Origin of the sequence: uncultured Polaribacter sp. (assembly GCF_947495205.1) — a bacterium.
GTDB lineage: Bacteria > Bacteroidota > Bacteroidia > Flavobacteriales > Flavobacteriaceae > Polaribacter.
The window spans coordinates 130,520-151,999 of record NZ_CANLXV010000006.1; the positions used below are offsets into that span (position 1 = coordinate 130,520).

Genomic DNA, 21,480 nt, shown 5'->3' on the forward strand with positions numbered 1-21,480 from the left:
ATCACTAATTAAAAATTAAATTAAAACCAAATTGCGCAGAAATATTCTTAGCCGAAGAAACGTCTCCTAATGCCGCCAAATTATCTAAAATACCATAAAAATTCACCTTCCAAATTTGTGCAGAAAGACCTACACCAATATTCGTTCTAGAATAATCATCAATAGTATAAGTAATTTTTGTGTGTAATTTATTTGTAATGGATTTTTCATAAAACCCTGTTAATGCAAGTTGTTGTGTTAAAGGTCTAAAAATTGAAAATAGTTGTAAACCAAAACCATCTGTATAAAAATCTTTATAAGTATTGTCATAACAATATTTACTTCTTTTCTCTCCAAAACTATATTTTATGGCTGCATTAAATTTTGTTGGTCTCCATGAAATATAAGAGGTTTCGTTTTCAAAACTAGGCAATTGTTCTTTAAAAGCTTCATCTAGGTTATCCCAATCATTTTCATTTTCTGAATTGAACTGAAAACCAATACCTTCAAAAATAAAGTTACCCTTAACAGAATTCGTTTTTACATTTTTGTTATAATTTATAAAACCAAAATCTACTAAACTTCCAGACACTTGCAACTGTGAATTTACCTTATAAGTAAAACCAAAATCTAAACCAACGCCTAAATTACCTCCTAAAAAAGTGTTTCCTAAATAGGTAGCTGGGTCTGTAATAAATTTATCGTCCTCAATTATTCCAGATGTTCTAAAATTTAAATTAACATTTTGTAAACGATGTACGTAAATATTATTATTGCCCAAATTAGTTGTAAAGCTACCTGTATTATTTGTTGATTCTACATTGGCAGCAGAAGAGTAAATTTTAAAACGACCACCAATAGTTAATTTTTGATTTACTTGTCTAGAAACACCTGCATGTATTACGCCTAAAGCGTCTGCTTTGTACAAAATTTGAGATGCATTAAAACTTCTATTTAAGTATGGTGCATTGCCTTCTGTTGCTAATACTAAAAGGTCTTTAGGTATGTACCCAATAGCATCTAATTCTTGATAAAAACCAAAGCTTATGTAGTTTTTATCTTTAAACCTAAAACCAGCACTTAAAATTTCTATTTGCTTATGAATTGCGATATGATCTCTTTCATCTAACTTTTCTAATAAATTATTCAATTTTGTATTAATATCTACATTGTCTGCCACAAAAATATCTGAAAGAACAAATTCTGTTGAGCCAATTTGAGCAGAAATACCAGAAACAAAAGGCACACCAACATGCTTTTCGTAATTTATTGCTGAACCAGGATTAGACAATAAAGTTTGCGGCAATTCTGCAAAATCATATAAAACTTGTTTGTTTTGAGAGAAACCAAAAACAGCTAAAAAAGTAAAAAAAATAAAGGTTAATTTTTTTAGCATTAAAGTGAGGTTTCTAAATAAATTGTAGCTCCAGATTTAAAGTTTAAAACGGATAAATCTGAATTATTTATTGGTGTAACAGTATCATTTAAGCGAATATTCAACAAAACTTTTGTAAAGTTTTTTACTTCAATATTCTGGGTAACATCAATAATTTCTGTTTGCGTAAAACTTGTGTTATTGGCATTAATATTTAAATCTTCTAAGTTATAAATTACATTTTCACCTTCATCTAACAAACTAATTTGAATGGTAAAATCTCTATTAAAATTATTTTCAATTTCAAAGTCAAAATCTATTCTAACCAAATTATTTTTAATTAATTGATTTTGAAAAAGTTTAAATTCTGCAATTTCTTCTATTTCAAAAACTGGGGTTGTACCTCCTGTTGGCATTGAAAACCCGCTTGCATCAATTGAGAAAAAGGCTATAGAAGAATTAAAAACGGGAGCAATAGTATAGCCTTCTGTTTGCTCAAAATCTAATGTTTGAGAACAAAAAGAAAAGAGAAAAACAAATAAAAAACAGTAATATTTTTGAATGAAACGCATTGTATTAAATCTTCAAGGTACAAAATTTTATAGATATTCTTTAATTTCTAAAAGATGATTTACTGATGTAATTTTTTCATCACGCTTTGTAAAAGCATCAAAAACACAGTGTATCGTTTGCATACCAACATTTAAAGCTCCCAAAATATCAGCTTCTAAACTATCACCTATCATTATAGAATTTTCTGCCTTTGCTCCTGCCAATTCTAATGCGTGGTTAAATACTTTAGGATTTGGCTTTTTTACACCAACTGATTCAGATGTAACTATTGCTGTAAAATAATGATGAATTTTAGAGTTTATCATTTTTTTACTTTGAATTTCTTGAAAACCATTAGTTATTATATGTAAAGTGTATTTTTCTTTTAAATAATCTAAAAGTTCAATTGCTCCTTCAAATAAATGATTAAAGCTCGATAAATACTTTATATAATCGTCTGCCAATTGATGTATTAAATCGTCGGAAACAGTATAATTTATGGCATCAAAAGCACTTTTTAAACGTTCATAACGCAATGCTTCTTTAGAGATTTTTTCTTCTCTATACATTTTCCAGTATTTCAAATTTAATGGAATATAAACTTTTAAGAAATCTTCTATTTTAAGATTTACATTATTTTCTTTAAAAATTTTCTCGAAAGTTAAAGCAGAATTTTTTTCAAAATCCCAAAGTGTATGATCTAAGTCTAAAAAAACGTGTTTTATTTCCATCTGCTAAAAGTATTAATTTTTGATAATAAAATACTGCTTTCTACGTTATATTTGTGCCAACTAAACCAACAAATTTTGCCTAAAAAACTACATGTTTTATTTTTATGCGGATGGTATCCTTCTGTAATTTTACCTACAAATGGTGATTTTATTCAAAGACACGCAGAAGCCGTTTCTTTAAAACATAAGGTTAGTGTTTTGCACATTATTACAGATAAGCCTGGAACTAAAAAAATAAAATATTCAAAAGAAATTGTAAATACGGTTGCCACGCATATTGCTTACCTTCCTTTTACTAAAAACCCTTTTCTTAAAGTTTACCTATTTTTTGCCGCTTTTAACCATCTAATTAAAAAAATTGATGTTTTTGATGTAGTGCACCTTAACGAAATTTACCCGTTTGGTACCTTTTCTCTATATTTAAAATGGTTTCAAAAAAAACCTTTTATAATTTCAGAACATTTTACAGGTTACCACAAACCAGCTTCTAATAATTTGGGCCATCTTAGAAAATTAGTTTCTAAAATTATTACTAAAAACGCAGCTTTTGTTTGCCCAGTTTCTGATAATTTAAAAGCATCTTTGCTAGATTTAGGGTTTAAGGGCACCTATAAAAAAGTACCCAATGTAGTAGATACCAATCTTTTTAAACCCAATAAAAACACAAACAAAACATTTACAATAGTACATGTTTCTAACATGATAAATGCGCACAAGAACGTAAAAGGAATTTTAAAAGTTGTTAGAAAATTGCAAGACCAAACCCCTAATTTTCTTTTTAAATGTATTGGAGAAAATGCTAATAAATATGCAGATTTTGCAGAAGAATTAGGAATTTCTAATACAAATATTGAGTTTAAAGACCAAATTAAGCATACTGAAGTAGCAGCAGAAATTGCAAAAAGTAATTTGTTTGTGCTTTTTAGTAATTATGAAAACTTACCCTGTGTTATTTTAGAAGCTTTTTCTTGTGGTGTACCAGTTATTTCTTCTACCGTTGGTGGCATTCATGAATATTTTCCAGATGATTTTGGTACACTTATAGCACCAAGAGATGAAGGTGCATTATTAAAAGCTATTACAACAAAAAAACAGCAACATGTTGCTAATAAAACTAAAATGCATAACTATGTGATAGCTAATTTTTCAAAAGAAAAAATAGCAACAGATTTTGAAAAATTATATTACAAAGCTTTAAAAGAACAGATTTGAAATTAATAAAAAATTACATCTTAGATTTTTTAAATCGTTCTGGAAGCCATGTTTTTGTAGCTACCTTATGCAGTAGATTGTTTTCTTTTTTAGCAGCTTATTTTGCCTTAAAATTAATACCTAACAAAGAACTAGGTGTGGTATTATTTGCCTACAATATTGTACTTTTTATAATACCAATTAGTGGTTTAGGGCTGCACCAAAGTTTTATAAGATATGGTGCATTATTAAAAACAGATACAGAAAAAAACAGTTTGTTTTTATACGTTTTAAAAAAAGGAATTTTAGTTTCTTGTATAATGATTTTGCTTATTGCCTTAGTAAGTATATTTATAAATTTTCAATTTAAAGAAACAAAAATGTATTTAATACTTTTGTCTTTAATTATAATTCCGTCTTTTTTATTAGAAATTATAAAAGCAAAACTACGCCTAGATTATAAAAATAAACAATTTGCATATACAGAAATAATACAAAGTGTTTTACTTGTGTTGTTGGTTGTTTTACTTAGTTTTTTCTTTAAAGAAATGGGCTATGCGTTAGCTTTAGTTTTAGCGCCTTTAATGACCACTTTTATATTTCTAAAGAAAATTAATCTAAACTTAAAACCAATTAAAACAGCTACAATTGTTGATTTTAATTTTTGGAAATATGGTTTTTTTGCCAGTTTATCTAACGTAGTTACACAATTACTTTTTGTAATAGATATTTTACTAATAGGTTATTTATTGTCTAATACAGAAATGGTTACCAATTATAGATATATTTCTTTAATTCCTTTTAGTTTGTTGTTTTTACCACGTGTTTTTATGGCTACAGATTTTGTTGCCTTTACTGAAAACATATTTAACAAAGACTATATTTATAAGTATATAAAAAGTTATATGTTGCTTTTCACTATTCTTAGTGTTGTAATGGTTGTTTTTTCTTTTTTCTTCGGAAGTAAAATAATAGCACTTTTAGACCCTAATTTTACAAAGTATGCAGATACTTTTTTAATTTTAATGATTGGTATTGCTGGTATTTTTGTGCTTAGAGGGCTTTTTGGCAATCTGCTTTCTTCTATTGGCAAAGCACATATAAACTACTATATAGCTACAATAGCACTTATTATAAATATAGCAAGTAATTACTATTTAATACCTAAATTAGGTATTAAAGGAGCTGCAATAACCTCTGCTGTTTTAATGTGGTTAACAGGTATATTGTCTTTTATTTGTTTTTTTTATAGCTACAATAAAGAGCTTTCAAAAACAATATAATTCTCTTCTACTGCATTAAAACTTCTGTAAAACTTACCTATGCTAGTTATGTTTCCACCTTCAAAATCTAAAACAGTTTTGGTTTTTTGATATGTATTTATCACATTATTCAGTAAATAACTTGAGGCTTGCAAAGCCCTACCTTCTTTAGAAAAAGCAGCAAATAGATACGTTATTCTAGTTGTAGTTTTTGTAAAAATAGCACCTCCCAAAAAAACATCATCTTTAAAAACACCTAATAGTATTGCTTTTTTATCTTTTAACAAGAAAGAATAGAGTTCACTTAGAATTTCTTCAGAGATTTTATATTGGTAATGCTTATGGTATACATCTAATAAACTTTTAAATGAGACTTCTTTAGCTTGTAAATTGTGCTTCTCTCCTACTTTAATGGCATGTTTTCTTCCTTTAGAAAAATCTTTTTTAATTGCCGCATACTCTTTATGAAGTGGTAAAACGTAATTTTTTAAAATTTTAGTTTTTCCAGAAACATTTACTATTTGTTTTATATTTAAAGAAACTTTTAAAAAAGTTTTTGGGACTTTATTCAAAAATTGAATGATTACTTCTTCTTTTTGTTCGTTGGCAGAAAAAACACCTAATTGCTGGCAAAAAACAGGCTGCGTAACATATTTTATTCCGTATTTTTTTTTCCAAGGAATTGGCATTACAGCTTTGTAATCATTCAATACCAAAACATCCCAATTGGTTGCAACAATGTCTAAATACCAAGAAAAAGCATAAATTCTAGATTGTAAAGAATTTTCTATACAATAATTATATTTTTCTACGTCTAAATCTTTTCTTTTTATGTATTTAATCATCTTAAGAAATTCCTATTTTAAGCATAGATTCATACAAACGGCTCCAACCTTTCCATCTTAAATGATCGCTTAAACTTTCGTTATGAAACAACGTTATAAAAACACCATTTACTGCTTTTACTTCGTTTTTTAAATCTCTAATTTTACCTAAAGATTGTTTGGGCGTTATTTTTAAATAATCGTTTAAAGTAGTATCCATTAACGCAAAAGGAAATACTTTTAATGGTGTTTGTATTTCGAAATCTAAATCGTAAAAATAAAACGGTGTGCATGTACTTGCTCTAAAACCAACATTACTTGCATAACCCATAGAGTAATCTTCTGTAATTTCTAAATCTATTAATTGTTGATAGGTTTCTGGTAAGCTAAAACGCAAATAATGCTGTCTAGATTTATGTATTGGAAAATTTGTAATATTTTCTAAACGATTTTTTTCCTTTTTTAAAAGCGTTGCATTTTGCATTGTAAAATAAGAAGGATGCAAACCAATATTTGTATAATCTGCTAAGTTTTTAATAAGTAATTTGTATTTCCTTTTTGATGCGGGTACATTGGTATCAAAAGTAGTATAATCTCCTACAGAGCAAAAAAAAATATGTTTTGTTTTGTATTTATTTTTAAAACTTAAAATTTTATCAAAGGTATAAAGTGGGTCTTTTTTAATTCTAGTAATTACTGCAAATCGATTCCAAAAACTAAGTAATCTAAACTTAAAAACATCAATTAAAAACCCACCTGCTGTTCTTATTAAACTTTTATATTTATATGCATAAGCATTATCTATATCTATGGTAGAAATAAATTCATATGCTCTTTTTTGCACCTTAAAATCTGGATATTTTTCTTGGAGTTTTGCTAACAATTTATAAGCCCAAATATCTACTACTGGTTTTTCTAAAAAACCGTGTTTATAGGCCAAACTTTCTTCTGCGGTGTATCTAGAATGTACATCTTTTACATGTGGTAAATATTCTTCATATCTAGAAATTAAATAAAAGCTAGCCGCAAAAACATCAAAAGGAATAGAAGATTTAGCGCCTAATTTAAAAAAACAAGGTACATTGTCCCATTTGTGCATATTTATTTCTAAATCATTAACACCTTGTTCAAACAATAAAGCGTTACTTTTTACAAAAAACTCATTTCCTAAAGGATTTTTAGTATAGGTTAATTTTGGCCCATTATGTGCTACAAATTCCTCTACTTTAGTTGTAAAATCTATAGCTACTAACAATGTTCTTGTAAAAATATGCTTAAAGATATAACGAACTCTAGGTGTAATCTTGTGTGTATATATTAGTATCATTAATTGTAAATTAGCAGTTTTTTTCTCAGCAAAACGCATTACAAAATTCCTTCATCTGCAAAGCTAAAATACGCTTTTTGTGTAATTATTAAATGATCTAGAAGTTTAATATCTAAAGTAACCCCTGCATCTTTAATTTTTTGCGTAATTTGTTTATCTGCATTACTAGGTTGTAATTTTCCTGACGGATGATTATGACAAACAATAATACCAACACAGGCCAACTCTAATGCGCGTTTAAAAAGCAAACGCACATCTACTACTGTTGCTGTTAAACCACCTTTACTAATTTGAAATTGAGATAAAACTTTATTAGAATTATTTAAAAAAAGTACCCAAAACTCTTCGTGTGGTAAATCTCCAATAACAGGTTGCATTAAATTAAAAACAGCTTTACTACTACTAATTTTTGGTTGTTCTAAAGCCGTTTCTAATTGCCTTCGTTTCCCCAATTCTAAAGCTGTAATTATAGCAATTGCTTTAGCTTCTCCAATTCCTTTAAAGGTTGATAAATTTTCTACAGATAATTTGGCCAATTCATTAATATTACCATTAACAGATTGTAAAATTCTTTTAGCCAATCCCACCGCACTTTCGTTTCTATTACCAGAGCCAATAAGAATTGCTATTAACTCTGCATCTGACAGTGCTGTTTTTCCTTTAGCAAGCATTTTTTCTCTAGGTCTGTCATCTAAAGCCCAAGATTTAATTGTTAATTTTTCTAATTCATTCATTTTTTAAAAATACAAAAAAGCTGTAAATAGTATTAAAATCTTTATTTTTTTATGAAACCTCACTAACTCTTTTATATCTTTGTAAGTATATTCTTTTTGATATCAAAATATGAAGATTATTATAGCAGGTGCAGGAGACGTTGGTTTCCATTTAGCAAAGCTACTTTCTTACGAGTCTCAAGATACTTTCATTATAGATTTGGATGGAGACAAATTAAACTATCTTAACAACCATCTAGATGTTATTACACAAAAAGGTGACGCAACTTCTATAAAGCTTTTAAAAGAAATTGGTATAGACTCTGCAGATTTGTTAATTGCCATTACAGAAAGTCAGAATACTAATTTTACAATTGCTGTAATTGGTAAATCTTTAGGTGCAAAAAAAACCATTGCTAGAATAGATAATCCTGAGTTTTTAAATGAATGTGAGATAGATTTTAAACAATTTGGAGTTGATTTTATGATTTCTCCCCAAGAATTGGCGGCTAATGAAATTAAAATGCTCTTAAATCAATCTTCTTTTAATGATACCGTTTCTTTTGAAAGTGGTAAATTTAATGTCATGGGAACTTCCCTAGAATACAAATCGCCATTATTAGATTTAACTGTAAAAGAAGCAAAACAAAAGTTTAGAAATGTAGATTTTACAACAATAGCAATTAAGAGAGATAATATTGCACAAACCATTATTCCTAGAGGAGATACTACTTATAAATTAAACGACCAAGTATATTTTTCTGTGCCCAATTATAGTATGAAAGATTTGTACCCCATAATTGGTAAAGAACAATACAACATAAAAAATGTTATTATTTTAGGTGGAAGTAGTATTGGAGAAAAAACAGCTAGAAATCTTTGTAAAGACAATTTTAAGGTTAAATTAATTGAAAAAAACAGAGAAAAGGCAGAAGAACTTGCAGAAAATTTAAATGGAGCTTTAATTATTAATGGTGATGGAAGAGATTTAGAACTCCTAGAGGAAGAAAATATTAGAGAAACCGATGCTTTTATTGCTGTTACCAATAACTCGGAAACGAATATAATGTCTTGTTTAGTAGCAAAGTCTAAAGGAGTAAAAAAGACAATAGCGCTAGTAGAAAATATGGATTATATAGATATTTCTCAAACAATAGGCATAGAATCTCTAATTAATAAAAAATTAATTGCTGCAAGTAATATCTTTAAACACATTAGAAAAGGTGAAATTTTAGCACTTGCCAATTTACATAATATAGATGCAGAAGTGTTTGAGTTTGAAGTAAGACCAAATGCAAAAGTTACACACAAACCTATTAAAGATTTAAATTTTCCAAGAGAAGCCGTTTTTGGTGGTATTATAAGAAAAGGAGAACCTTTAATGTCTTTTGGTAGTATGCAAATACAAAATGGCGATAAAGTAATTGTATTTTGTTTACCAGAAGCTATAGAAACTGTAGAAAGCCTGTTTAAATAAAATGGGAACTTTAAACAAAAAAATAATTTTTAGATTTTTAGGAATAACAGCCGTGTTAAACGGTTTATTTATGTTCCTAGCAGTTCCTTTTAGTTTGTATTATGACGAACCTGAAAAATGGGGAATGTTAAATGCAGGAATTATTACTGTTTTTATAGGTACAATATTATATTTTGCTAACAAACCCCAAAGCACGCATATCTATAAAAAAGAAGGTTACTTAATTGTTACTTTTGGCTGGCTAATTCTTTCCTTTACAGGAATGCTACCTTACCTATTATCTGGTGCAATACCCAATATTTCCGATGCTTTTTTTGAAACAATTTCTGGTTATTCTACAACAGGCTCTTCCATACTTACAGATATAGATAATATGCCAAAAAGCATTCTTTTCTGGAGAAGTGCTACGCATTGGATTGGTGGTATGGGAATAATTGTATTAACCATAGCCATTTTACCACTTTTGGGAATTGGTGGTATGCAATTATTTATGGCAGAAGCTCCTGGGCCATCTGCAGACAAATTACACCCAAGAATTACAGATACAGCAAAAAGATTATACCTAATTTATGTAGCTTTAACAATCGTAGAATTTTTATTGCTTAAAGTTGCTGGTATGACTTGGTTTGATGCCCTAAACCATGCAATGGCCACAATGAGCACTGGTGGCTTTTCTACTAAAGGAACAAGTGTTGCTTTTTATAATGATAAGCCTATTATACAATACATCATAACCTTTTTTATGTTAATTGCAGGAACAAACTTTGTACTTACCTACTTCGCTTTAAAAGGAAAAGTACAGAAAATGTTTAAAAGTGAAGAATTTCGTTATTATTTCTTTGGGATAATAGGAGTATCTGCAATTATATCTTTAATTATTATCTTTTTTCAAGATTCTAACTTACAAACTACAATTGCACATCCTAAAGTTTTAGGTGATGTAGAAAGCGCCATAAGACATTCTCTATTTATGGTTACTTCTGTAGTAACAACCACGGGATTTGTAAGTGCAGATTTTACCATGTGGAATTTCTTTGCAACCGGTATTTTCTTCGCTTTATTCTTTACAGGAGGTTCTGCGGGTTCTACAAGTGGTGGTGTAAAAATTGTAAGACATATTGTAATGCTTAAAAACAGCTTTTTAGAATTTAAAAAAGCACTTCACCCAAATGCAATAATTCCAGTAAGGTATGATGGGCATTCCGTAAAACAAACTATTGTTTTTAATATACTATCATTTTTTATTATTTACATGCTCATATTTATTTTATCGTCTGTAATATTAACATTATTTGGTTTAGATTTTATGTCTGCAATTGGTGCTGCTGCATCTTCTTTAGGTAATATAGGCCCTGCTATTGGCTCTGTAAGTCCCGTAGATAATTTTGCCCATTTAACCAATAGTGCCAAATGGTTTTGCTCTTTTTTAATGTTAATTGGTAGATTAGAATTATTTACCGTTTTAATTTTGTTTACACCCTTCTTTTGGCGTAAAAATTAAAAGTCTTAAAATAAATTAGTTTCTTTTTGATATATTTTGTTTTAAATAACTACATTTATTTTTTATGAAAAAACAAAAAAAATTACATTTTAAAGTTATAGATGATAAAACCATTACTTGGTTTAAAGATAATAATGAATATCTTGTCCTAGAAAATACAACAGCAGATATTATTAAAAGATTAAATAAAGGTATCTCTGTAAAACAAATAGCTGAGACTTTAGCTAAAAAATTAAATGTACCAATAGATAAAACTATAGATTTTATTTTAGATTTGGAAAAAAACATTTATCAACCAAAAACCCAAATACAACCAACACTAAATAACGATTATAGAGATTTAAAAAAACCAACAACTTTTAAGCATACCAAATATTATAAAGTAAACGATGTTGTTTTCAAAATAGAATTTGCTACAGAATATGAATTGTATTTGGTACATCCTAAATTTTCTCATTTAGAGACAAAAAACAGCACTCATTTTAACTATACTTTTACTGTTTTTGTAAATAATAATTTTATTACTTTTTTTGTTGATGATAATTTTATTGGGGCTTGGCATAAAAATGAAACCCATTATTTTCAAGGAAAATTCTCTATGGAACTCATCCAAAAAATACATCAAAAAGAAGAGAAAAAATGGATGGGCGTTTTTCATGCTTCTGCAGTTTCTAATGGAGAAAAATGTATTTTGTTTTTAGGAGATTCTGGAAATGGAAAAAGTACATCACTAGCTTTATTACAAGCAAATGGTTTTACTTGTTTAGCAGACGATTTTGTTCCCATAAATGCATCTAACCAAGAAGTTTATAGTTTTCCTGCAGCCATCTCAATCAAAAAAAACAGTTTGCCAACATTAACACCTATTTACCCTGAATTAGAAACTACTGCCGAATTTCATTTTAAAAAATTAAACAAAATAGTACGTTATTTAAAACCAAATAACGCCAATTACAAAGCACATTTACCTTGTAATGATTTGGTTTTTATTAAATATGAAAAAGATAGTGATTTAAAAGTAGCTGAAATTCCTAAAATAGATGCCTTTCAAAAGTTAGTACCAGATTCTTGGCTATCTCCAAAAACAGAAAATGCGCAAATATTTTTAGATTGGTTTTCTAGTTTAAATTGTTATCAAATAACGTATTCAGAAAATCAAAAAATGATTACAACCGTTTCTAAAATATTTAAAAATGACTTATAAAGAAACTCTTTTTTTTGTAGCCAAATGTTTAACAATTTCTCTAGATAAAAAAAACAAAAAAGAAATTGAAACCCAATTAAAAACCACAGAAATAGATTGGGATGCTGTAGTAAAATTAAGTACAGGGCACTATGTATTTCCTGGTTTGTATTGTAACTTTAAAAGAGTAAACTTCTTAAAGTATGTACCAGAAGAATTGGTGAATTATATGGAATATATAACCAATTTAAACAGAGAAAGAAACGAGCAAATTATTGCGCAAGCTAAAGAAATCAATCAACTTTTGTTGGAAAACAATATTACCCCAATATTTTTAAAAGGAACAGGTAATTTATTGGAGGGTTTATATGAGGATATTGCAGAGCGAATGGTTGGCGATATAGATTTTGTTTTTTCTGGAAAAGAGTATCCAAAAGCAATAGAAGTTTTAATAAATAATGGTTATTCTAATGTTGATAAAGAAAACAAAACCAAACCAAATTTTAAACACTATTTTAGACTTCAAAAAGAAAATTACATAGCAGCCGTAGAAATTCATAAAGAACTACTAATTGAAAAATATGCCAAAGAGTTTAATTATACGATAGCAAATAATGATGCTCAAACTATTAACGGCATTAAAGTAATGAGTTATAAAAACCAACTTTGTTTATCTATAATTGCAAAACAAATTAATGATGATGGGTTTGAATTTAAAAACATTGCTTTAAGAAATGCTTATGATGTCTTTCTTTTATCGCATAAAACAATCGCAAAAGAAGCTTTTTCAAAATTGAATACTCTAAAGAATCCATTGAATTGTTTTTTAGCTATTTGTTTTGAGGTGTTTAACAAAGTAAATTCTTTAGAATATAATAGAACTAAAGAAACTGAAAAATATGTTGATACTTTCTATAAATATTCAATAGATAACCTTAAAGCACAGTCAAATACTAAAATAAAAACAATACTATTATTTATCAAAAAAAGGCTTGAAGTTATAAAACAGTCCTTTTTAGACAAAGAAATAAGAAATTGGCTACTAAAAAGAGTTACTAGCAAAACTTGGCAACAAGAAAAATTGATTCAATTGGGTCTAAAAAAACCTAAACCAAACGCTTAACCTCATCAAAATCTAAACCTCCATAATTACCAGAACTCATTAAAACAACCGCAGATTTTTCTAAATTCTGACGAAACAAAAAGTCCTTAAATTCTTGCGGATTCGTATAAATAATTAAATCGTCTCTATCAAATGCAGCTGCAATTTGTTCTTTAGAAACCTCATCTAATTGTTTAATTTTTACTGCGTGTGGTGCGTAAAAAACAACTGCTTTATCTGCAAAATCTAAAGCTCCTTTGTATTCAGTCAAAAATTCTGCATTTAAGCTAGAATACGTATGTAACTCTAAACATGCCAAAACTGTTCTTTCTGCATATTGTTCTTTTACAGCTTTTGTAGTTGCTGCCACTTTAGATGGCGAATGTGCAAAATCTTTAAAAATTACTTTTGAATTACTTTCAGCAATTTTCTCTAAACGTTTGCTAGCTCCAGAAAAACTTGCAATTGCTTCGTAAAAATCATCTTCATCTATACCCATATGCTGACAAATCCATTTAGCACCAGCTAAATTTTGAAGATTGTGTTTTCCAAAAATTTCTAATGGTAAATCTCCTTCTTCCGTTTCTAAATAAGTAATTCCGTTTTCTATAAAATGTTTAGGCGTTTCATAAGGATATTTCTTAATATGATTTGTGGAAGATTCTACAACATCTTTCACATTAAGATCTTCGATATTATATACCATGCTACCTCCATTTACCATAGCATCTGTAAAAATAGAAAACTGCTCTTTATAGTTTTCAAAAGTTGGAAAAACATTAATATGATCCCAGGCAATACCACTTAATAAAGCAATATTTGGCTTATATAAATGAAACTTAGGTCTCATATCAATTGGCGAACTCAAATATTCATCTCCTTCTAAAACAATAAAATCGTTTTCTTTAGTTAAATGCACCATGGTTTCAAAACCTTCTAATTGTGCACCCACCATATAATCTACCGCTCTTTCGTGATAATTTAATACGTGTAAAATCATAGAAGTTATGGTTGTTTTTCCATGAGAACCACCAATTACAACTCTAGTTTTATCTTTAGACTGCTCATACAAAAACTCCGGATAAGAATATATTTTTAAACCTAACTCTTGCGCCTTTAATAACTCTGGATTGTCTTTTTTTGCATGCATTCCTAAAATAATAACATCCAATTCTGATGTTAATTTTTCTGGAAACCAACCAAATTCTTTTGGCAACAATCCATATTTTTCTAAACGAGATTTAGAAGGATCATGAATGGTATCATCACTTCCTGTAACTTGGTATCCTTTTTGGTATAAAGCAATGGCTAAGTTGTGCATTGCAGAACCTCCAATGGCTATAAAATGTATATTCATTTGAAACGAGTTATCAGGTCGAGCGCAGTCGAGACCTTAATAATAACCTCTCGACTGCGCTCGAGGAGAAATAAAATCAGTTACAAAAATACAAAAGCTTGGCACAATATTAATTATATTTAGAACGAAACTCAACCAAAAATTAGTTTTACGCGTTTAAACAGATGGTTTACTCATTTTAAATTGTTTGTTAAACCCAATTAAACGTGCTTTACAAAACTAAATGCATTTGTTTATGAAAAAAATTACAACCACACTTATTATAATCATCTTATTTGCTACCAATTTTAATGCTCAAAAACCATTTGAAAATCTTTGGTTACAAGTAGAAAGGTTTGAAGTTGAAAACTTGCCAAAATCTGCATTAGCAATTGTAGAAACTATTTATACAAAGGCAGAAAAAGAGAAAAATGGTCCTCAATTGATAAAATCGCTTTTTTACCAAAGTAAGTTTGCCTTAACTTTAGAAGAAAATGCACAGCTAAAGGTTATTACAAACTTTAAAAAACACATTTCTAAAAGTAGTTTTCCTACAAAAAATGTATTACAAAATGTTTTAGCTAATTTGTATTGGCAATATTTTACCCAAAACCGATATAAATTTTATAAACGAACCAAAGTTGCGCCAAACTCAAAAAAAACTTCTACGAACTCAGAGCAAGATTTTAGAACTTGGGATTTAAATACACTATTTAAAGAAATTCATACTTATTTTAATGCCTCTTTAAAGAATGCAGAGGAACTTCAAAAAGTACCAACAAAAGATTTTGATGCCATTTTACAAATTGTTGAAGATTCTAAAAAGTACAGCCCTTCGTTATATGATTTTTTAGCAAACAATGCTTTACAATTTTACAAATCTTCAGAAACTACGATAACAAGTCCTTCTTATAAATTTATGCTTGATAACACTGCTTTTTTAAGTGACTTTAAAACTTTTAGAAACATAAAACTAACATCAAAAGACCCTTTATCTTTACAATTTAATGCTTTAAAGATTTACCAAAAATTAATACAATTTCATCAAAAAGAAAACAATGTAAATGCTTTAGTAAATACAGATATACAGCGTATTAATTTTGTGAAACAACACGCAACTTTTAGCAATAAAGAGCTTGTATTATTAGCAACATTAAAAAAATCTAAAGCACATTTTACAAGTAATAAAGTAAGTGGTTTGTATGCTTTTGAAATTGCTCATATCAAAAGAAAAAAATCAGAAAATAAAACTGCATTAGCAATTTGTAATAATGTTATAAAGCAATTCCCTAAAAGTTTAGGCGCTAAAAAATGTGCTATTTTAAAAAATCAAATTGAAACAAAATCGCTTGCAATTACTGCAGAAAAATTTATACCAATCAATACAAATTCTAGAGTTTTAGTAAACTATAAAAATATTAACAAACTCTATTTTACAGCTTATAAAATATCAGAAAAACAACTTCTAAATTTTAATAAAAGCTATCAATTAGAAGATAAAAAGCAATTAATTCAAACTTTAAAAAAAGTAAAAAACTGGAATGTAAAACTAAGAAATGAGTACGATTATTTACAACACACTACAGAAGTTATTGTACCAAAATTTACAAATGGAAGATATTTAATTGTTACTTCAGAAAGTAAAAATTTAAATAAGGATGCTATTTATGGCACTACAACCATACAAGTAAGCAATTTAACTTTAATAGAAAACAGGTTTGGCGATACATACAATTATCAAATTGTAGATAGAATTACAGGCAAACCTGTTAAAAATGCAAAAATACATCTTAAAAACAAAGTATTTAAAAACACCAATTACATCAACAAAAAACTTACAACAAACGCAAAAGGTTTTGCTTCTTTTAAAAGCGATGAAACGTATAGAAACGTAAATATTTCTGTACACACAAAGAACGATTTTGCCACCTTTGGTAATTATTATTTATACGAATATAACAGAACGCGTTATACAGATTCTTTAGATGAAGAAATTACAATTAAACCCTTTATTTTTACTGATAGAAGTATTTACAGACCTGGACAAACTGTTTATTTTAAGGCGATTGTTATTCAAAAACAAGGAGATAAATCTGAAGTTTTTAAAAATGAATTTGTCTCTGTTATACTTTATGATGCGAACGATCAAGAGGTAAAAGAATTGGATTTACAGTTGAATGAATTTGGTTCTGTTTCTGGAGAATTCGTTATACCAAACAATGGTTTAACTGGTGAATATACCATAGAAATAGATGAAACTTATGAAGACCACAAGAGCAAATTTTATGATGATAAAGACTTTGATTTTCTGTCTGAAACAACCTATATCTCAGTTCAAGAATACAAAAGACCAAAATTTGAAACTGAGTTTAAACCTGTAACAGAAAGTTATAAAATTAACGATGCTGTTATTGCAAAAGGTTTTGCAAAAGCATTTTCTGGAGCCAATATTACAGATGCAAAAGTGGCGTATCGCGTTCAAAGAAAAGTGCAATACCCAAGTTGGTATTATTGGTACAGACCACACCAAAATTCTAGTTCTCAAGAAATTACAAATGGAGAAACAGTTACTAATAATAAAGGGGAATTTAAAATTGTATTTAAAGCAATTCCTGATGCATTTGTTTCTAAAGAAAGTAACCCTGTTTTTACTTATGAAATTACAGCAGATATTACAGACATAAATGGAGAAAGTCGCTCAGCAACCTCAATTATAAAAGTAGGTTATCATGCTTTAATTGCAAGTATTTCTTTAGATGATACAATTGATAAAAACAGAAAAGAAACTCTTTTAAAAATTGATACAAAAAATTTAAATGATGAGTTTGTTGCTGCTAAAGGAAACATAAAAATTTACAAATTAAATGCTCCTAAAAATCCACTTAGAAAAAGACCTTGGTCTGCTCCAGATTATCAAGATATTTCAGAAAACACCTTTAGAACTTTATTCCCAAATGATCCGTTTACTAACGATGAAATTGATGAGAAAAACTGGAAAAAAGGGGCTTTAGTTTTTACTAAAAATTTTAACACAGAAACATCAAAAGAAATGCTTCTTAAAAACACAAAAAATTGGATTTCTGGTAAATACATTATTATTTTAGAAAGCAAAGACAAATTCAACCAAAAAGTAAAAGACGAAAAGAGGTTTCATTTATTTTCTAGCAAAGATAAAGAGGTTGCAGATGCCAAATTGTTTGCCATAAATACAAACAAAGCTACTTATAAGGTTGGCGATAATGCTATTATTTCAATAGGTTCTGCATCTAAAGAAATTACGGTAACTGTTCAAATAGAAAAAAACCATAAAATTGTAAATACTTACCTAGTTAAGTTAAATAATGCTACAAAAACTATTAAAATTCCTATTACAAAAAAGGATTTGGGTGGTTTTGCCATAAAATATCATTTTGTAAATTATAACTATTTTAAAAGTGGTAATCTAATTATAGATGTGCCTTATCCAGAAGAAAAAAACATTACTATTAATACCAATATTTTCAGAGACAAATTACAACCAGGAGCAAAAGAAACGTGGAGTTTTACAATTAAAGATGATGAAAATAATGTTATAGCTACTGAATTATTAGCTGCGATGTACGATGCTTCTTTAGATGAATTCAAACCTCATTCTTGGTATTTTAATCCTATAAATACTAGAAAAATATACAATTCTTACCAAACTAGTAATGCTAATAACAGTTTTGGAAACATTAATTTTAGAGTTTTAAATTACGCAAAAAACTATTACAGTTTCCCTTCTATTGCTTATGATACTTACAATTGGTTTGGATTTAGCTTGAATAATAGTAGATGGAAAAATAGCAAATATTTAGACAAAACAGTCCGTAAATTAAACCAACAGATCGTAAAAAATAAAATCAGAAAAAATGGTGAATTTAATAGCGTAATACAAGGTATTATTACAGATAAATACAATATACCATTACCAGGAGTTTCAATAAATATAAAAGGAAAAAGTAAAGGAACTAATACTGATTTTGACGGTTATTACAGTTTAACTGCCAAAAAAGGAGATGTTATTAGTGTTAGTTATTTAGGTTTTAAAACTGTAGAAATATATGTTGGCAAATTCTCTTCATTAAATATTGCGTTAGAAGAAGAAGTAAATAGATTAGAAGAAGTTGTAGTTGTTGGTTATGGAACACAAAGAAAACAATCTGTAGTTGGTTCAGTTCGTATGATAAAGGCAGAAGACCTAAAATACGATTCAGATATAACATCTATTTTAGAGGGAAAAGTAGCAGGAATTAGCGTTGAAAAAGAATCAACTAATGCTATTAAAATAAGAGGTATTAGCACTGTTAAAGAACAAAATACACCTTTATATGTTGTTGATGGTGTTGTTGTAGATTCTTTTAATGAGCGTGGCAATAACATTACAGACATTACAATTTTAAAAGATGCAGCTGCTATTGCAATATATGGTTCTAAAGGTGCAAATGGTGTTGTAATTATTACAACAAAAGCAGGTCAAGCAAAATTAGACAAAGAACTGGCTAAAGTAAAAGCTCGTAACAACTTTAAAGAAACCGCCTTCTTTTTTCCGCAATTAAAAACAGACAAAAACGGAAAAGTAAGTTTTACTTTTACAATGCCAGAAGCCTTAACAAGATGGAAATTGCAATTATTAGCACATACTAAAAATTTAAAATCGGCAATAAAAACACTACAAACAGTTACTCAAAAAGAAGTAATGGTAGTACCAAATGCACCAAGATTTTTAAGAGAAAAAGATACTATTACTTTATCAGCAAAAATCACGAATTTAACCAATAATCAATTATCTGGTTTTGCAAAACTGATTTTAACTGATGCTATTTCTGGGAAAGAAATAAATACTGATTTAGGGAATGTGAATTCTAATAAAAAATTTACTGTTGACACAGATGGAAATTCAAATGTATCTTGGAATTTATCAATCCCAGAAAATATGCAAGCAGTGCAATACAAAATTGTGGCAAAAGCTGGTAATTTTTCTGATGGTGAGCAAAACGTTTTACCCGTTTTAACCAATAGAATGTTGGTTACAGAAACCTTACCAATTTGGGTACTTTCCAATCAAACTAAAACATTTACACTAGACAAATTAAAAAATTTAAAGTCATCCACCTTAAAAAACCATAAACTAACGTTAGAAATTACATCAAATCCTGTTTGGGTTGCTATACAAGCTTTGCCTTATTTAATGGAATATCCTTATGAATGTGCAGAGCAAACCTTTTCTAAATATTATGCAAACACCTTAGCAAGTTTTGTGGCTAATTCAAATCCTAAAATTCAGGAAGTGTTTAACGCTTGGAAATCTTCAGATGCACTTTTATCAAACTTAGAAAAAAATCAGGAATTAAAATCATTAATCATTCAAGAAACACCTTGGTTAAGAGATGCACAATCCGAAAGCGAGCAAAAGAAAAGAATTGCCTTACTATTTGATTTGAATAAAATGAAAAATGAGCAAGAAAAAACCATCAATAAATTAAAAGATATGCAACTAAATTCTGGTGGATTTCCTTGGTTTAAAGGCGGTAGCTATGCCAGCAATTTTATTACGCAACATATAACAACTGGTTTTGGTCATCTACAAAAATTAGGCGTTACAGATTTTAAAAAATCAACCAAAAAAATGATTGAAAAATCGGTACAGTTTTTAGATGATGAACTTCTAGAACATTATAAAAAATTATTAGAAAGAGCCAAAGAAATAAGGCAAAAATCTAAAACAAAAAAGCAAGGAGAAAAAGCTTATGCCGCCTATTTAGCAAAAAACAATTTAAGCTATTTTACCATACAGTATTTGTATATGCGCAGTTTTTATGATGTTATGCCTATGAATGAAAAACTTAAAACTGCCGTAAATTATTATCAGAAACAAACAGAAATATTTTGGAACAACTATAATTTGTATGCCAAAGCACAAATTGCACTAGTACTTTTTAGAAATAATAAAAAAGCAACTGCCAATAAAATTGTAAAATCTTTAAAAGAAAATAGTATCACATCTAGTGAATTAGGCATGTACTGGAAGGAAAATACAGCAGGTTATTACTATTATCAATCTCCAGTAGAAACACAAGCGTTATTAATTGAAACGTTTTCTGAAATAGAAAATGATGTTGAAATTATTGACAACATAAAAATTTGGTTGCTGAAAAACAAACAAACCAATAGTTGGAAAACTACAAAAGCTACTACAGAAGCAATATATGCTTTATTATTAAATGGCACTAATTGGGTTTCAAATACAGAAATACCAACAGTTACAATTGGTACTAAAACCATAAATTCATCAACCTTAAAAGATACAAAGATTGAAGCTGGAACAGGATACTTTAAAACTTCTTGGAACAAAAACCAAATTAAACCAGCAATGGCTACAATTAGCATCAACAAAAAGGAAAAAGGCATTGCTTGGGGTGGTTTATACTGGCAATATTTTGAAGATTTAGATAAAATAACATCCGCAGAAACGCCACTAAAATTAAACAAAAAATTATTTTTAAAAGTAAATTCTGATACAGGAAAAGAACTGCAAGAAATTACAGAAAAAACAAAATTAAAAGTGGGCGATTTAGTTACCATAAGAATAGAAATTAGGTCTGATAGAGATATGGAATTTATTCATTTAAAAGACATGAGAGCTTCTGGTGTAGAACCAATTAATGTACTTTCTAAATACAAATGGCAAGACAATTTAGGCTATTACCAAAGTACTAAAGATGCAGCAACACATTTCTTTTTTAATAAATTACCAAAAGGCATTTATGTTTTTGAATACGATGTTCGTGCAAACAATGCTGGTAACTTTAGCAACGGAATTACAACCATACAAAATATGTATGCGCCAGAATTTAGCAGTCATTCTAAAGGTGATCGCATAAAAATAAATTAATTTTTTTTAACAAA

14 protein-coding genes are annotated in these 21,480 nt (G+C 28.4%); 7 read left to right on the forward strand and 7 right to left on the reverse strand.

The genetic code is table 11. The features are described from left to right. Nucleotides 1-4: 4 nt before the first annotated feature. Genes Q0762_RS07795 through Q0762_RS07805 form a run of 3 tightly spaced genes read right to left on the reverse strand, consistent with a single transcriptional unit; the run spans nt 5 to nt 2,637 of the window. On the reverse strand, nt 5-1,375 hold the full coding sequence (locus Q0762_RS07795) for a DUF5723 family protein (protein WP_298765628.1): 1,371 nt from the start codon (nt 1,373-1,375) through the stop codon (nt 5-7). Then, the gene (locus Q0762_RS07800; protein ID WP_298765631.1) at nt 1,375-1,926 is read right to left on the reverse strand and encodes a hypothetical protein; all 552 of its coding nucleotides are present in this window, start codon (nt 1,924-1,926) and stop codon (nt 1,375-1,377) included. The genes Q0762_RS07795 and Q0762_RS07800 overlap by 1 nt, the downstream gene beginning before the upstream one ends. A gap of 27 nt (nt 1,927-1,953) precedes the next feature. Continuing rightward, nucleotides 1,954-2,637, reverse strand: a complete 684-nt coding sequence (locus tag Q0762_RS07805; protein ID WP_298765633.1) for a YjjG family noncanonical pyrimidine nucleotidase — start codon at nt 2,635-2,637, stop codon at nt 1,954-1,956. Between the two features lie 75 nt (nt 2,638-2,712). On the opposite strand from Q0762_RS07805, the gene Q0762_RS07810 reads away from it, so the two are divergent. After that, nucleotides 2,713-3,849, forward strand: a complete 1,137-nt coding sequence (locus Q0762_RS07810) for a glycosyltransferase family 4 protein (RefSeq protein WP_298765635.1) — start codon at nt 2,713-2,715, stop codon at nt 3,847-3,849. Continuing rightward, nucleotides 3,846-5,111: a polysaccharide biosynthesis C-terminal domain-containing protein gene (locus Q0762_RS07815; RefSeq protein ID WP_298765637.1), complete on the forward strand. Its 1,266-nt coding sequence runs from the start codon at nt 3,846-3,848 to the stop codon at nt 5,109-5,111. The genes Q0762_RS07810 and Q0762_RS07815 overlap by 4 nt, the downstream gene beginning before the upstream one ends. On the opposite strand, the gene Q0762_RS07820 is transcribed toward Q0762_RS07815, so the two are convergent. From Q0762_RS07820 to radC, 3 genes are read right to left on the reverse strand one after another with little or no spacing between them, the layout of a single operon-like run. Next, nucleotides 5,081-5,935 carry a hypothetical protein gene (locus tag Q0762_RS07820; RefSeq protein WP_298765639.1) on the reverse strand — a complete coding sequence of 285 codons (855 nt, stop codon included), beginning with the start codon at nt 5,933-5,935 and terminating at the stop codon, nt 5,081-5,083. The two genes, Q0762_RS07815 and Q0762_RS07820, sit on opposite strands and share 31 nt — an antisense overlap. A gap of 1 nt (nt 5,936) precedes the next feature. Further along, on the reverse strand, nt 5,937-7,241 hold the full coding sequence (locus Q0762_RS07825) for a polysaccharide deacetylase family protein (RefSeq protein WP_298765641.1): 1,305 nt from the start codon (nt 7,239-7,241) through the stop codon (nt 5,937-5,939). Between the two features lie 38 nt (nt 7,242-7,279). Further along, the gene (radC, locus tag Q0762_RS07830) at nt 7,280-7,975 is read right to left on the reverse strand and encodes a DNA repair protein RadC (protein ID WP_298765643.1); all 696 of its coding nucleotides are present in this window, start codon (nt 7,973-7,975) and stop codon (nt 7,280-7,282) included. Nucleotides 7,976-8,084: 109 nt separating this feature from the next. On the opposite strand from radC, the gene trkA reads away from it, so the two are divergent. From trkA to Q0762_RS07850, 4 genes are all read left to right on the forward strand, one after another. After that, nucleotides 8,085-9,431: a Trk system potassium transporter TrkA gene (trkA, locus tag Q0762_RS07835; protein WP_298765646.1), complete on the forward strand. Its 1,347-nt coding sequence runs from the start codon at nt 8,085-8,087 to the stop codon at nt 9,429-9,431. A gap of 1 nt (nt 9,432) precedes the next feature. Then, nucleotides 9,433-10,932 carry a potassium transporter TrkG gene (locus Q0762_RS07840; protein WP_298765648.1) on the forward strand — a complete coding sequence of 500 codons (1,500 nt, stop codon included), beginning with the start codon at nt 9,433-9,435 and terminating at the stop codon, nt 10,930-10,932. Nucleotides 10,933-10,996: 64 nt separating this feature from the next. After that, a complete protein-coding gene (locus Q0762_RS07845) occupies nt 10,997-12,136 on the forward strand; it encodes a hypothetical protein (RefSeq protein WP_298765651.1) in 1,140 nt (379 codons plus the stop codon). After that, on the forward strand, nt 12,126-13,238 hold the full coding sequence (locus Q0762_RS07850) for a nucleotidyltransferase family protein (RefSeq protein ID WP_298765653.1): 1,113 nt from the start codon (nt 12,126-12,128) through the stop codon (nt 13,236-13,238). Before Q0762_RS07845 ends, Q0762_RS07850 begins: the two co-directional genes overlap by 11 nt. Here the strand turns inward: Q0762_RS07850 and Q0762_RS07855 are convergent. Beyond that, entirely contained in the window at nt 13,222-14,574 is a 1,353-nt protein-coding gene (locus tag Q0762_RS07855; protein ID WP_298765655.1) for a Mur ligase family protein, read from the reverse strand. The two genes, Q0762_RS07850 and Q0762_RS07855, sit on opposite strands and share 17 nt — an antisense overlap. 235 nt (nt 14,575-14,809) lie before the next feature. Between Q0762_RS07855 and Q0762_RS07860 the strand changes: the two genes are divergently transcribed. Then, a complete protein-coding gene (locus tag Q0762_RS07860) occupies nt 14,810-21,466 on the forward strand; it encodes an MG2 domain-containing protein (protein ID WP_298765658.1) in 6,657 nt (2,218 codons plus the stop codon). Nucleotides 21,467-21,480: the final 14 nt, after the last annotated feature.

Bases quoted from the DNA above. Each gene is read 5' to 3' on its own strand.
- Q0762_RS07795 (WP_298765628.1), bottom strand. From the start codon at position 1,375: ATGCTAAAAAAATTAACCTTTATTTTTTTTACTTTTTTAGCTGTTTTT.
- Q0762_RS07820 (WP_298765639.1), bottom strand. From the start codon at position 5,935: ATGATTAAATACATAAAAAGAAAAGATTTAGACGTAGAAAAATATAAT.
- Q0762_RS07860 (WP_298765658.1), top strand. From the start codon at position 14,810: ATGAAAAAAATTACAACCACACTTATTATAATCATCTTATTTGCTACC.
- Q0762_RS07840 (WP_298765648.1), top strand. From the start codon at position 9,433: ATGGGAACTTTAAACAAAAAAATAATTTTTAGATTTTTAGGAATAACA.
- Q0762_RS07800 (WP_298765631.1), bottom strand. From the start codon at position 1,926: ATGCGTTTCATTCAAAAATATTACTGTTTTTTATTTGTTTTTCTCTTT.
- radC (WP_298765643.1), bottom strand. From the start codon at position 7,975: ATGAATGAATTAGAAAAATTAACAATTAAATCTTGGGCTTTAGATGAC.
- Q0762_RS07845 (WP_298765651.1), top strand. From the start codon at position 10,997: ATGAAAAAACAAAAAAAATTACATTTTAAAGTTATAGATGATAAAACC.
- Q0762_RS07825 (WP_298765641.1), bottom strand. From the start codon at position 7,241: ATGATACTAATATATACACACAAGATTACACCTAGAGTTCGTTATATC.
- Q0762_RS07855 (WP_298765655.1), bottom strand. From the start codon at position 14,574: ATGAATATACATTTTATAGCCATTGGAGGTTCTGCAATGCACAACTTA.
- Q0762_RS07850 (WP_298765653.1), top strand. From the start codon at position 12,126: ATGACTTATAAAGAAACTCTTTTTTTTGTAGCCAAATGTTTAACAATT.
- trkA (WP_298765646.1), top strand. From the start codon at position 8,085: ATGAAGATTATTATAGCAGGTGCAGGAGACGTTGGTTTCCATTTAGCA.
- Q0762_RS07805 (WP_298765633.1), bottom strand. From the start codon at position 2,637: ATGGAAATAAAACACGTTTTTTTAGACTTAGATCATACACTTTGGGAT.